Below are 13,411 nucleotides of genomic sequence, written 5' to 3'. Positions count from 1 at the left end.
AGCAGAATCCCGAAAGCCCCGCCGGGCGGGCGTTTGCGCGATGTGCGGGCGCGCGACTGGTGATTCACAGCCCTGATTCACAGCCTTGATTTGCAGCCCTTATTCCGTGCCGGCGATATTGGTTGCGAGCGCAAGGAGCGCATCCACGTGCGCTTCGACGCTTGCGTCGTAGCGCACCGCCGGGCCATCGGCGGGCGTGACGCGACGCGGGCCTCCCTGCACGGCCGCTTCGATCAGGCCGCGCAGACTGGCGGCATCGTCGGGCGGGAAGACGCGTTTCGCTGCGTCGCCGATGGCGTCGCAGCAGCCGATGTTCGACGAAAAGATCACCGGCGTGCCGCACATGACCGACTCGATGCCCACGAGCCCGAACGGTTCGTACTTCGAGGCGAGGATCGTGTAATCGGCAGCGCGGTAGGCGTTTTCCAGGTCCTTCACGTAGCCGATATAACGCACGCGGGCGCTTTCGCGCTCGGGCGGACGCCCTGCCACGGCCACGACCACCGGCAGCTCAAGCGCCTCGACCACCGACTGGATGAGCGGCAGCCCCTTGCGGTCGTGACTGCTGGAGGGAAACAGCAGCACGGTTTCGTGCTCGCCGAAGCCGTAGGACGCGCGCAGCGCGGCGCGGGCAGCGTCGTCCACGGGCGAGAAGCGCGCGCCGTCCACGGGCGGATAGAGCACGCGGATCTTCGCGTCATCCACACCATAGAGTTCGAGCAGTTCCGCGCGCATCAGGTCCGAGTGCGCGATCACTACGCGCGCGCGTTCGTACTGGCGGCTCTCCAGCTCGATCTGCCAGCGGTCGGAGCGGCGCATCCGGCGCCCCGTTGCCCGCAAGAAGCCGCGGTGCGTGCCGCCGCAAATGGCAATCTCCGACGAATCGACCCGGTTGCAGCCGATCAGCACATCCACGCCCGCGCGACGGCGCAGCGCCGCGAGCCGCATGGAAAACCACGCGTCACGCAGCTTGCCGGGCAGGAACGAAACCGGAATGCGGTGGCGCTCGACCAGTTGGCACTCGGGCACCGAAAGATCGAACTTGCGCGCGAAGAACGCGGGCCGCTGGCCGCGCGCCGCGAGGCCCTGCACGAGGTCCATCGCGTAGCGTTCGAGGCCGCCGCTATGTTTGAGCGCGTTGCTGGAGAGGCCGATCTTCATGCCGATCTTCGTCAGTGCGCCGCGTTCAGGCCGCGTTCTGCTGGAACTGGATCTGATGCAGATGCGCGTACAGCCCGCGCTGTTCGAGCAACTGCTGGTGCGAGCCGCGCTCCACGATGCGTCCGGCTTCCATCACGAGAATGCGGTCCGCACGCTCGATGGTCGAGAGCCGGTGCGCGATCACGAGCGTCGTGCGGCCCCTCATGAGCGTTTCGAGCGCGGCCTGCACATGGCGTTCGGACTCCGAATCGAGCGCCGAGGTGGCTTCGTCGAGAATCAGGATCGGCGCGTCCTTGTAGATCGCGCGCGCGATCGCAAGGCGCTGGCGCTGGCCGCCCGAGAGCTTCATGCCGTTGTCGCCCACGAGCGTCTCCACGCCTTCGGGCAGCGCCGCGATCGTGTCCCAGAGGTTCGCCGCGCGCAGCGCCTTCTCCACGCGCTCGAGGTCGGCGGTCTGCCCATACGCCACGTTGTTCGCCACGGTGTCGTTGAAGAGCGTCACGTCCTGGCTCACCATCGCGATCTGGCTGCGCAGTGCGTGAATGTCGTAGTCGGGCAGCGGTACGCCATCGACGAGAATCTGGCCGCCGGTCGGATCGAAGAAACGCGGCAGCAGGTTCACCAGGGTCGTCTTGCCGCTGCCCGAGGGACCGGCGAGCGCGATCATCTCGCCCGGCGCCGCGCTGAACGACACGCTTTCGAGAATCGGCCGCCCGTTGCCGTATTCGAACGACACGCTGCGGAATTCGATCTCGCCGCTTGCGCGCTCGAGCGGTTTGCCGCCGCCGATGGGCTCGGCCGGTTCGTCGATCAGGCCGAAGATCAGCTCGCAGGCCGTCATGCCGCGCTGCAGCGGCTGATTCACGTCGATCAGATGCTTGAGCGGCGAAATCACGAGCAGCATCGCGGTGACGAACGAAACGAAGCCGCCCACCGTGGTCTGGTCGTGCGAGGCCTGCACCACGGCGATCGTCACGACGAGCGCGAGCGCGATCGAGGCGAGGAACTGCGTGATCGGCTGGGCCAGACCGCCGGAGACCGTCATGCGCATCTGATAGCCGCGCAGCCGCTTGCTCAATTCGGTGAAGCGGTTGATCTCGTACTGCTCGCCGTTGTGCACCTTGACCACTTTATAGCCGCCCACCGTCTCTTCGACGATGTACGACAGGTCGTTCGTCAGCAGCTGGTAATCGCGGTTCAGGCGGCGCAGGCGCCGGTTGATCTTGCTGACGAGCCAGCCGATGGCGGGCAGCAGCACGGCCACGATCAGCGCGAGACGCCAGTTGACGATGAAGAGATAGCCGATCAGGAAGATCACCGTGAGCGAGTCGCGCACCGAGGTGACCAGCACGGCCATCAGCACGTTCAGGATCTGGTTGACCTCGAAGACGATGGCGTTGATGACCGTGCTCGCCGTCTCGCGCTGGAAGAACCCGACGCTCGCGTGGATCATGCGCTCGAACATCTTCAGGCGCAGTTCGAGCAGGATCCGGTTGGACACGTACTGCAGCAGGTAACCGGAGGCGTACTGCGCGAGGCCGCGCACGAGCGAAAGGCCGATCACGGCGGCCGGCACCAGCCATTTGGCGATCGGACTGCCCTTGGTGCCGAAACCGTGGTCCAGCAGCGGCCTGAGGAGCGCCGGAATGCCCGCTTCGGTCGCGGCTACGATGGCCAGCGTCAGAATGGCTCCGATCGTCACCCCGAGAAGCGGCTTCACATACGGCCACAGACGGCGTCCGACCGACGCGGGGTTCGACTTGTCGCCGGTGCCGATCGGCTTGCTGAGAGTGGACTGGAGGGGCTTGTCGCTCAAGGAATCCTCGGGGAATGCGTGCGGTAACGGTGGCCCGGCGCGCGGGGCGCGCCTCGGGGTATCGCATTGTAATCGGTCCGCGCGGCGCGCCGCTCGGCATAACCGGCATTACGTGGGTCCGGCGCGACGCCGTGCAAGAGGCAGCCTCGGTCGGATATTACAGGGACGGATCGAGCGGGGATCCCGCCGAACGCCCGGCGCGCAGAAGCCGCCGGGGAACGCATGGTCTAGAATACGCACCTCGGCGAGCCGTGCCGGCCGCCGCAGACATCCCGGTCATCCCCCAGAACAGGCGTCATCTCCATGTCCGAAGGACTTTCCCCGCAACCGGAACGGGCCGCGCATGGCCGCAAGCCCGGCGATTCGCAGCGTGCGACGCTCTCCGTGATCGTCGTTGCGATGAACGAGGCGCACGACATTCGCGACTGCCTCGAATCGGTGCGCGGGCTTGCGATGGAAACGATCGTGTTCGACTCCGGCAGCAAGGACGGCACGCCCGACCTGTGCCGCGCGCTCGGCGCGCGCGTGTTCGAGACCGACTGGCCCGGCGACGGCCCGCAGAAAAACCGGGCGCTGGCCGAAGCGCGCGGCGACTGGGTGATGTGCCTCGACGCCGACGAGCGCGTCAGCCCCGAGCTACGCACCGAACTGGACGCGCTGCTCGCGGCGGGCACCCCGCACGCCGCCTTCTCGACGCCGCGCCGCTCCAGCTTCTGCGGCCGCTTCATGAAGCACTCGGGCTGGTGGCCGGACCGCATCGAGCGGATCTTCCGGCGCGGCAACGCGCGCTTCACCGACGTACGCACGCACACGCACCTGGAGATCGACGGGACAATTGGCCGCTTCGACGGCCCGATCATCCATATTTCGATGCCGGACCTGCACGAGGCGCTGGAAAAGACCAACGCCTATTCGAGCGCGGGCGCGCTGACGATGGCCGAGGCGGGCAAACGCTCGTCGCTCGGCAAGGCGCTGTTCAAGGGTTTCTGGGCGTTCTTCCGGACCTGGGTGATCCGCGCGGGCTTCCTGGACGGCCCCGAGGGGCTGATGCTCGCGATCAACAATGCGGAGACGACTTACTACCGCTACGCGAAGCTCGCACTGCTCACGCGGGACGGGAAGATTGCGAAGAAGCGCGGCGGCTGAAGAAAGAAGAACTTGAGAAGCAAGCGTGCAGGCAGGCGGCAGACGCCGCCCGCACGTTCAGGGCCTGAGGCTCAATAGACGATCTCGATCGCGCTGCCGGCGAACTCGCCGCGCAGCGCCGCAAGCAGGTCGTCGGTCGGCTTGACGCGCCAGGCGTCGCCCAGACGCACTTCGCCCTCGGCGCGCTCGCCGCGATACACGATCTGCACGGCCAGTCCGTTCGGAATCACCACCTGGCTGCGTTCGCGGTCGCGCCCGCCGTAGCCGCCGCCATACCCCCCACCGCCGCCGCCCTCGCGGCCACCCCGGCTGCGGGCCTGCTCCACCGGAGCGGGCAGCGTATCGTCGGGCTTCGCGCGATGCGCTTCGAGCACGGCGCGCAGCGCGTGCGCGTCGGCATTGCCGTTCATCTGCACCTTCACGGCCTGCGCGTAGCGGCTGCGTGCGCGCTCCAGATCCATCACCGTATCCACGGTGAAGCGGATGCCGCCCGTGAATGCGTCGTTGCGCGCACCGCCTTGCACGACCAGCAGCTCGTCTTCCTTGAAGAGCGCCTTGTGCGCCTCGTACTGCTCGTTGAACACGGTCACTTCGCACTGCCCCGAACCGTCGTCGAGCAGCGCGATCAGCATCTTGCCGCGCTGGGTCATCTGCGTGCGCAGCGAGGCGATCACGCCCGCGATCAGTTTGTCGCGCCCTTCCTTGAGCTCGCCGATCTTCTGGCGCACGAAGCGGCGCACTTCGTCCTTGTACGCGTCGAACAGGTGACCCGAGAGATAGAACCCCAGCGCGGCCTTCTCTTCCTGAAGCTTGCGCTTTTCGGGCCACGCGGGTTCGTCCACGAGCTCGTGCTCGGCGAGCGGCGCGTCGCCCATGTCGAAGAGACCCGCCTGCATGGCGTTCGCGCTCGCCTGGTCGGCGGCTTCCATCGCGAGCGGCACCGAGGCGAGCAATTGCGCACGATTGCCGTTGAGCGTATCGAACGCACCCGCGCGGATCATCGCTTCGATCGTGCGGCGGTTCACGAGACGGCGGTCGATGCGCTCGCAAAAGTCGAACAGGTCCTTGAAGAGCCCGCCCTCTTCGCGCGCGCGCAGAATTTCTTCGATGGCGTTCTGGCCGCTGCCCTTGATCGCGCCAAGTCCGTAGCGAATCGTGCGCGAGCGCGAACCATCGGCTTCGGCCACCGGCTCGAAGCGATACGCCGAGGCGTTGATGTCCGGCGGCAGCACGGCCATCTTGTTGGTGATGCAATCCTCGAAGAGGATCTTCACCTTGTCGGTGTCGTCCATGGCGAGCGACATATTCGCCGCCATGAATTCCGCCGGATGGTGCGCCTTGAGCCACGCCGTGTGATAGGCGAGCAGTGCATACGCGGCCGCGTGCGACTTGTTGAAGCCGTAGCCCGCGAACTTCTCCATCAAGTCGAAGGTCTCGTCGGCCTTCTCGCGCGTGAGACCGTTCTTCGCTGCGCCCTCCGCGAAGATCTCGCGGTGCTTGGCCATTTCCTCGGGCTTTTTCTTGCCCATCGCGCGGCGCAGCAAGTCCGCGCCGCCGAGCGAGTAGCCGCCGATGATCTGCGCCATCTGCATCACCTGCTCCTGATAGACCATGATGCCGTAGGTCTCTTTCAGAACCGGTTCGACGCGCGGATCGGGATAGTCCACCGTTTCGCGGCCGTGCTTGCGTGCGCAGAAGCTCGGGATCAGGTCCATCGGGCCCGGACGGTACAACGCCACGAGCGCGATGATGTCCTCGAAGCGGTCGGGCTGGGCGTCCTTGAGCATGCCCTGCATGCCGCGGCTTTCCAGCTGGAACACGGCGACCGTGTTGGCCTTCTTGAGAATCTGGAACGACGCGGCGTCGTCGAGCGGCACCTGGGCGAGCGACCAGTCCTGCTTCGACGGATCGAGCATGCGGATATAGCGCTCGGCCCAGTCGAGAATCGTGAGCGTGGTGAGGCCCAGAAAGTCGAACTTCACGAGGCCGACGGCTTCCACGTCGTCCTTGTCGTACTGGCTCACCACGCCGCTTTCGTCGCCCTGCGTGTAGAGCGGGCAGAAGTCGGTGAGCTTGCCCGGCGCAATCAGCACGCCGCCCGCGTGCATGCCGACGTTACGCGTGAGGCCCTCCACGAGCTGCGCGAGGTCGAGCAGCTGGTGCACTTCGTCCTCGTTGTCGTAGCGCTCCTGCAAGAGCGGCTCTTCCTTCATCGCGTCGGCAATCGTGACGTGCTTGCCCGGCTTGAACGGAATGAGCTTGGCCACGCCGTCCGTGAAGTTGTAGCCGAGGTCGAGCACGCGGCCGATGTCGCGCACGGCCGCCTTCGCGGCCATGGTGCCGAAGGTGGCGATCTGCGAAACGGCGCCGGCGCCGTACTTCTCCTTCACGTACTGGATCACGCGATCGCGGCCGTGCTGGCAGAAGTCGATGTCGAAGTCGGGCATCGACACGCGTTCCGGATTCAGGAAGCGCTCGAAGAGCAGGTTGTAGCGCAGCGGATCGAGGTCGGTAATGCCGAGCGCGTACGCGACGAGCGAGCCCGCCCCCGAGCCCCGGCCCGGGCCCACCGGCACGCCGTTGTTCTTGGCCCAGTTGATGAAGTCCGCGACGATCAGGAAGTAGCCCGGAAAACCCATCTTGATGATGGTTGCGCACTCGAAGTCGAGGCGCTCGTTATAGCGCGCCCGCTCGGCTTCGCGCGCGGCCGCGTCCGGATAAAGCTGCACGAGGCGCTTGTCCAGCCCTTCGCGCGAGAGCTGCACGAGGTAGTCGTCGAGCGAGAGGCCGTCGGGCGTCGGAAAGAGCGGCAGCTTGGGCTTGCCGAGTTCGAGCGTGAGATTGCAGCGCCTGGCGATTTCGATCGTGTTCGCGAGCGCGGAGGGAATGTCCGCGAAGAGCGCGGCCATTTCTTCCTGGGTGCGAAAACGCTGATCGGTCGTGAAACGCTTCTGACGACGCGGATTGGCGAGGATGTCGCCCTCCGAAATACACACGCGCGCTTCGTGCGCGGTGTATTCCTCGTCGGTCATGAACTGCATGGGGTGCGTGGCGACCACGGGCAGCTTCAGCTGCGCCGCGAGCGCGACTGCCTGCTGCACGTAGGGCTCGCCGCCCGGCTGGCCGCAACGCTGCAGCTCGATGTAGAAACCGTTCGGGAAAAGCTTCGCCCAACGTTCGGCATGACGTTTCGCGCTTTCGGCATTGCCTGCCGCGAACGCCATGCCGATATCGCCCTGCTGCGCGCCCGAGAGCGCGAGCAGCCCTTCGGCCAGCCCCTCTTCGAGCCACGCGACGTCGATTTCGGCGCGGCCGCGGTACTGGTTCGTGAGCCACGCCCTGGAAAGCAGCTCGCACAGATTCAGGTAGCCGCGCTTGTCCTTCACGAGCAGAAGGAGCCGCGACGGCTTGTCGCGGTCGTCGGGATTCGTGATCCAGACGTCGCAGCCGGCGATGGGTTTCACCCCTTTGCCGCGGGCTTCCTGGTAGAAACGGACGAGGCCGAATGCGTTGCCGAGGTCGGTGAGCGCGAGCGCGCCCTGGCCGTCCTTCGCCGCCGCCTTGACGAGGTCGTCGAGACGCACGATGCCGTCGGCAATCGAGAATTCGGAGTGGACGCGAAGATGAACGAAGCGGGGATCTGACATGGGCGTCATTGTAACTCCAGCCTCGCGGGAATTTTTTGGGGTCGCGTGGTGGGAGCCGCCAGGATGAGCCACCTGGATCGCCGGCAACGCCCGCCTTGCGCAAAACCCCTGACGCCCGACAAGCGCCGCGCGAGCGTGGCGCGTCGTGCTTGAGGGATAATAGAGGATTGCGCCCGCCGCCCGGCCCCCGAATTCCGGCCGGACTCCCGCGGGCGGGTTTCACCGGTTCAAGCCATGCCCATTCTCAATCTCTCCGCCTACCAGTTCGCGACGCTCGACAAGACCGCCGAATGGCGCCCGCACGTGCTCGAGCGCTGCCAGTCGCTCGATTTGCGGGGTACGATCCTGCTCGCGCCGGAAGGCATCAACCTGTTCGTCGCGGGCGAAGAAGGCAACGTGCGTGCCTTCATGGACTACGTCAACCACGATCCGCTCTTCGAGGGCAAGTTCGCGACGCTGCAGTTCAAGGAAAGCTTCTCCGAAACGCGCCCCTTCAATCGCATGCTCGTGCGCCTGAAGCGCGAGATCATCACGATGAAGAAGCCCGCGATCCGCCCCGAAGAAGGCCGCGCGCCCTCGGTCGCGCCCGCCACGCTCAAGGCCTGGCTCGACCGCGGCCACGACGACGCCGGCCGCCCGGTGGTGATGCTCGATACGCGCAACGCGTTCGAAGTCGACGTCGGCACGTTCGAGCACGCGCTCGACTACCGCATCCACAAGTTCAGCGAATTCCCCGCCGTGATCGAGGCGAACCGCGCCGACCTCGAAGGCAAGACGGTCGTTTCGTTCTGCACGGGCGGCATCCGCTGCGAAAAGGCCGCGATTCACATGAAGGAAGTGGGGATCGAAAGCGTCTATCAGCTCGAAGGCGGCATCCTCAAGTACTTCGAGGAAGTGGGCGGCGCGCACTACCGGGGCGACTGCTTCGTGTTCGACCAGCGCACCGCGCTCAACCCCAGTCTCGAACCGACCGACACGGTGCAGTGCTTTGCGTGCCGCGCGGTGGTGAGCCCGGCGGAGCAGGCTTCGCCGCTCTATGTCGCGGGCGCGAGCTGCCCGGCGTGCCATCCGGCGCGCGGGCAGGACGGTGCAGCGGGTGAAACCGCAGCGGCGGCCTGAGCGCGCTGGACCCAGGCTATAGCGTGAATTCGACAGCGGCGGCGCCCTACCGAGGCCGCTTCGCGCCCTCGCCCACCGGCCCGCTGCACTTCGGCTCGCTCGTCTCGGCGCTGGCAAGCTGGCTCGATGCGCGCGCCCACGGCGGTACGTGGCTCGTGCGGATCGAAGACATCGACGGCCCGCGCACGGTGCCCGGCGCGGCGCAAGACATCCTCGCCACGCTCGAACACTACGGCTTTCACGCCGACGAGACACCCGTGTGGCAAAGCGCGCGCACGGATCGCTACCGCGCGGCGCTCGACCGGTTGATTGCCTCGGGCCACGTTTATCCGTGCGGCTGCACGCGCAAGGAAATCGCCGATTCGCAGCTGCGGCTGCATCAGCGCAACACCACGCTGATCTATCCAGGCACCTGCCGCAACGGGCTGCACGGCAAGCCCGCGCGTGCATGGCGGCTGCGCGTGCCCGACTATGTTCCCCGCACCACCGGCAATGCCGCGGACAGCGCGGCGCTGATCCGTTTCGACGACCGCTGGCAAGGTCCGCAGCAGCAGGATCTTGCGACCGAAGTCGGCGATTTCGTGCTGCTGCGCGCGGACGGCCAATGGGCGTATCAACTCGCCGTGGTGGTGGACGACGCCGAACAAGGCATCACGCACGTGGTGCGCGGCGCGGATCTGCTCGATTCCACGGCGCGCCAGATCTGGCTGCAACGCTGTCTGGGCGTGACGACGCCCGCCTGGCTGCACGTGCCGGTCGTGACCAACGCCGAGGGCGAAAAGCTCTCGAAGCAAACGGGCGCGCAAGCGCTCGACACGGCGCGCCCGCTCGATGCGCTGCTCGCCGCGGCGCGGCATCTGGGGCTCGACTTGCAGGATCCGGCACCCGCATCGCTCGAAGCATTCCAGGCCGATGCGATCGGCGCGTGGCAGCGCAAGCTCGCGCGGCTGCGGGTCGCAGACTAAACGCGCGAACTAAACACGCAGGACTAAAACGACGCCCCGAAATGCAAAAATGGCGTGCTTCAAGCACGCCGTTCCCTTATCCGCCGCTAAACCCCGCGTCAGCTCGACGAAGACGACGAAGGCTTGTTGCGCCACGACGACCCAAGGCCGCCCAGCAGCGCAGCAAGGGGCTGCTTCGACTGCGCCTTCTGCGGCGCGTTGGCATTCGCCGCGGGCTTGTCTTCCGCGGCCTTGTGCGCGCCCGGCGAGGGCTCGTAGGGCTTCAGGAAGAACTCGTCGATGGGCTGCGAGCGATGGTGATGCGGCCGGTCGAACGACGCATTGCGGCGATGGCCGCCGCGCTCGCCACGACCTTCGCGGGTCTCGCGCCCCTCGTGACCGTCGCGCTCGCGACGCGGACGGCTGCCGCCCTCGTGATGCGCAACCGGCGTATCGACGACGAGGCGCTCCACCGTGAGCGGACGCTTGATGAGCTTCTCGATATCGGCAAGCTGCTTCTTCTCGTTCGGGCTGCACAGCGAAAGCGCGTCGCCCGATGCGCCCGCGCGGCCCGTGCGGCCGATGCGGTGCACGTAGTCTTCCGCGTTGAAGGGCAGGTCGAAGTTGATGACGGCCGGCAGCTCGGCGATGTCGAGGCCGCGCGCGGCCACGTCGGTCGCCACCAGCGCCTCGATCTCGCCGCGCTTGAACGCGTCGAGCGCCTGCATGCGCTCGTTCTGCGAGCGGTCGCCGTGAATCGCCGCCGCCACGATGCCTTGCTTCTCGATCTGGCGCGCAAGACGGCTCGCGCCGATCTTGCTGTTGCAGAACACGATCACCTGCTTGAGGCCGCGATCGCGGATCAGCTGCACGACGGCGCCGGTCTTGTCGCCTTCGGCGACTTCGTAGACCACCTGCGTGACGTTCGTGGCCGTGGAGTTGCTGCGCGCGACTTCGATGGTCTGCGGGTTGCGCAGGTAGGTCGCCGCCAGCTTCTTGATTTCAGGCGAGAACGTGGCCGAGAACAGCAGCGTCTGGCGCTCCTTCGGCAGCAGGTTCAGGATGCGCTGCAGGTCCGGCAGGAAGCCCATGTCGAGCATGCGGTCGGCTTCGTCGAGCACGAGCATCTGCACCTGGCCCAGCTGCGTGGTCTTCTGCTGGACGTGGTCGAGCAGGCGGCCCGGCGTCGCGATCAGGATTTCGACGCCGCGGCGCAGTTCGTCGGACTGCGGATTCATGTCCACGCCGCCGAACACCACGGCGCTGCGCAGCGCCGTATGCACGGCGTACGAGCGCACGTTCGCGGCGACCTGGTCGGCCAGCTCGCGCGTGGGCGTGAGGATCAGCGCGCGCACCGGATGGCGCGCGGGCGAAGCGCTCGTGCTCGCGCCGGGCAAGAGGCGCTGGATGATCGGCAGCGAGAAGCTCGCGGTCTTGCCGGTGCCGGTCTGCGCGGCGCCCATCACGTCGCGGCCCGTGAGCACCACGGGGATCGCCTGCGCCTGAATGGGTGTGGGCGTCGTGTAACCCTGGTCCTGAATGGCCTTGAGGATTTCGGGTGCAAGGCCAAACTGGTCGAAGGTCGCAGTACTGGTCTTGACGTCGGTGTCGGACATGGTGGCTTCGCTATAAAGGCGCCGGGGCGCATGGCAAGGCGGCATCGGTAGCCGCCCGCCTGAACGGATCGCGGGTCGCGGCTCGCGGCCCGGCGGGCCGCAAGGGGTACGCCCGGCGCAAGTCACCGGCGTACGGCCGGAGCGGCGTGTCTTGCACCGCCAGCCCGGCCCGGAGGCGGGAGGGCACACACTCGCGGCAACGCGCACCCCCGGCTCACTTTCGACGGCGCGGCGGCTCCAGCGGGTTCCCGGAGGTTCCCGCGCACAGCCGGCGCATCCCGCCGAAAGCGCAGCATTGTAGCACCCTGGCATAAATCCCAGTGGTAGCCCGCCGCGGCTTCTGCCTCAGCGTCTCCCGGGACTCGCCGAATGTTCCAGCCCCATATCGTGCCCGGGATTGTGCCCGGGCGCCCTCCAGCACCGCGCTAAAAAGCGTGCCGCAACGCCGGTGCCCGCCCCGTCACCACGTCTCGCGCATCACCATGAGCCGCAGTTCGGTCATGTCCTCGATGGCGTAGCGCACGCCTTCGCGCCCGAGCCCCGAATCCTTCACGCCGCCGTACGGCATGTTATCGACGCGAAATGACGGAATATCGTTGATTACCACGCCGCCCACGTCGAGCGTGTCCCAGGCGCGGTGCGCATTGGCGAGCGAATCGGTGAACACGCCCGCCTGCAGGCCGAAATCGCTGTCGTTGACCACGTTCAGCGCCTCGCCGAAGTCGTCGAAACGTTCGAGAATCGCCACCGGCCCGAACGCCTCGCGGCGGTACAGGTCGGTTTCGCGGCCGACGTTTTCGAGCAGGGTCGCCTCGAACATCGCGCCCTCCACCTTGCCGCCCGCGATGATCTTCGCGCCCTCGAGCACCGCGGCCTCCATCCAGCCCGCGAGCCGTCGGGACTCCGATTCCGAGATCATCGGCCCGACGAAGGTCGTTTCGTCCTTCGGATCGCCCATCTTGAGCGACTTCGTCTTCGCGATCAGCTTCTCGCGCAACGCGTCGTAGAGCGAAGCGTGAACGAGGATGCGCTGCACGCCGATGCAGCTCTGCCCCGACTGGTAGTACGCGCCGAAGGCAAGCCGGTCCACCACGTAGTCGAGCTTGCCGTCCTGGTCCGCATCGACCACGGCCGCCGCGTTGCCGCCCAGTTCCAGCACCACCTTCTTCTTGCCGGCTTTCTTCTTGAGGTCCCACCCCACCGCCGGCGAGCCCGTGAACGAAAGCAGCTTGAAGCGTTCGTCGGTAGTGAAGAGATCGGCGCCGTCGCGGTGTGCGGGCAGGATCGAGAAAGCGCCCTTGGGCAGATCGGTTTCCGCCAGCACTTCGCCGATGATGAGCGCGCCCACCGGCGTGCGGCTCGCGGGCTTGAGCACGAACGGCACGCCCACCGCGAGCGCGGGCGCCACCTTGTGCGCGGCGAGATTGAGCGGAAAGTTGAACGGCGAGATGAACGAGCACGGCCCGATCGGCACGCGCTTCACGTAGCCGTGATAGCCCTTCGCACGCGCCGAGATTTCGAGGTTGATGATCTCGCCGTCGATGCGCACCGACTCCTCGGCGGCCACGCGGAACGTGTCGATGAGGCGCGTGACCTCGCCGCGCGAATCGTTGATCGGCTTGCCCGCCTCGATGCACAGCGCCATGGCCAGCTCGTCGAAGCGCTCGCGAAAACGCGCGACGCAATGATCGAGCACTGCCTGGCGCCGGTAGGGCGGGAACGCGCGCAGCGCGGGCATGGCCGCTTCGGCCGCGGCAATCGCCTGATCGATCGCCTTCGCGTCGGCAAGCGCGACGCGCGTGGCCACTTCGCCGCTGTACTTGTCGGTGACTTCGAGGTCGGTATTGGCGGCCACCGCAACGTTGGCGAGATAGTACGGATAAGTCGGTTTCAGCATGGCGGGTTCTCCATGAGGCGTCGCGGCTCGCCGCAACACGCCGGGAAAGCGTCGAAGCAAGGCGC

Annotated in this window: 8 protein-coding genes; 3 read left to right on the top strand and 5 right to left on the bottom strand. The window is 66.8% G+C overall.

What is annotated here, in order from left to right; genetic code table 11:
• Positions 1-99: 99 nt before the first annotated feature.
• Both U5760_RS22520 and msbA read right to left on the bottom strand, forming a co-directional pair.
• Positions 100-1,161 carry a glycosyltransferase family 4 protein gene (locus U5760_RS22520; RefSeq protein ID WP_322014506.1) on the bottom strand — a complete coding sequence of 354 codons (1,062 nt, stop codon included), beginning with the start codon at positions 1,159-1,161 and terminating at the stop codon, positions 100-102.
• Between the two features lie 25 nt (positions 1,162-1,186).
• Entirely contained in the window at positions 1,187-2,977 is a 1,791-nt protein-coding gene (gene msbA, locus U5760_RS22515) for a lipid A export permease/ATP-binding protein MsbA (protein WP_322014505.1), read from the bottom strand.
• A gap of 303 nt (positions 2,978-3,280) precedes the next feature.
• Between msbA and U5760_RS22510 the strand changes: the two genes are divergently transcribed.
• Positions 3,281-4,123 carry a glycosyltransferase family 2 protein gene (locus U5760_RS22510; protein WP_322014504.1) on the top strand — a complete coding sequence of 281 codons (843 nt, stop codon included), beginning with the start codon at positions 3,281-3,283 and terminating at the stop codon, positions 4,121-4,123.
• Positions 4,124-4,194: 71 nt separating this feature from the next.
• On the opposite strand, the gene dnaE is transcribed toward U5760_RS22510, so the two are convergent.
• Positions 4,195-7,779 (bottom strand): DNA polymerase III subunit alpha, encoded by a 3,585-nt coding sequence (gene dnaE, locus U5760_RS22505; protein WP_322014503.1) that lies wholly within the window; start codon positions 7,777-7,779, stop codon positions 4,195-4,197.
• Positions 7,780-8,004: 225 nt separating this feature from the next.
• Here dnaE and U5760_RS22500 point away from each other — a divergent pair, with 225 nt between their 5' ends.
• Together U5760_RS22500 and gluQRS are read left to right on the top strand one after the other, a co-directional pair.
• Positions 8,005-8,889, top strand: a complete 885-nt coding sequence (locus U5760_RS22500) for a sulfurtransferase (protein WP_322014502.1) — start codon at positions 8,005-8,007, stop codon at positions 8,887-8,889.
• Between the two features lie 23 nt (positions 8,890-8,912).
• Positions 8,913-9,854, top strand: a complete 942-nt coding sequence (gene gluQRS, locus U5760_RS22495; protein WP_322014501.1) for a tRNA glutamyl-Q(34) synthetase GluQRS — start codon at positions 8,913-8,915, stop codon at positions 9,852-9,854.
• A gap of 98 nt (positions 9,855-9,952) precedes the next feature.
• On the opposite strand, the gene U5760_RS22490 is transcribed toward gluQRS, so the two are convergent.
• The gene (locus tag U5760_RS22490) at positions 9,953-11,449 is read right to left on the bottom strand and encodes a DEAD/DEAH box helicase (protein WP_322014500.1); all 1,497 of its coding nucleotides are present in this window, start codon (positions 11,447-11,449) and stop codon (positions 9,953-9,955) included.
• A 460-nt stretch (positions 11,450-11,909) separates the two neighbouring features.
• Complete coding sequence (locus U5760_RS22485) at positions 11,910-13,346, bottom strand: aldehyde dehydrogenase family protein (RefSeq protein WP_322014499.1); 1,437 nt, start codon at positions 13,344-13,346, stop codon at positions 11,910-11,912.
• Between the last annotated feature and the right edge of the window lie 65 nt (positions 13,347-13,411).

This window comes from Paraburkholderia sp. J12 (assembly GCF_905220215.1).
Taxonomy (GTDB): domain Bacteria; phylum Pseudomonadota; class Gammaproteobacteria; order Burkholderiales; family Burkholderiaceae; genus Paraburkholderia.
This window is presented reverse-complemented; position numbering and strand designations above follow the sequence as displayed.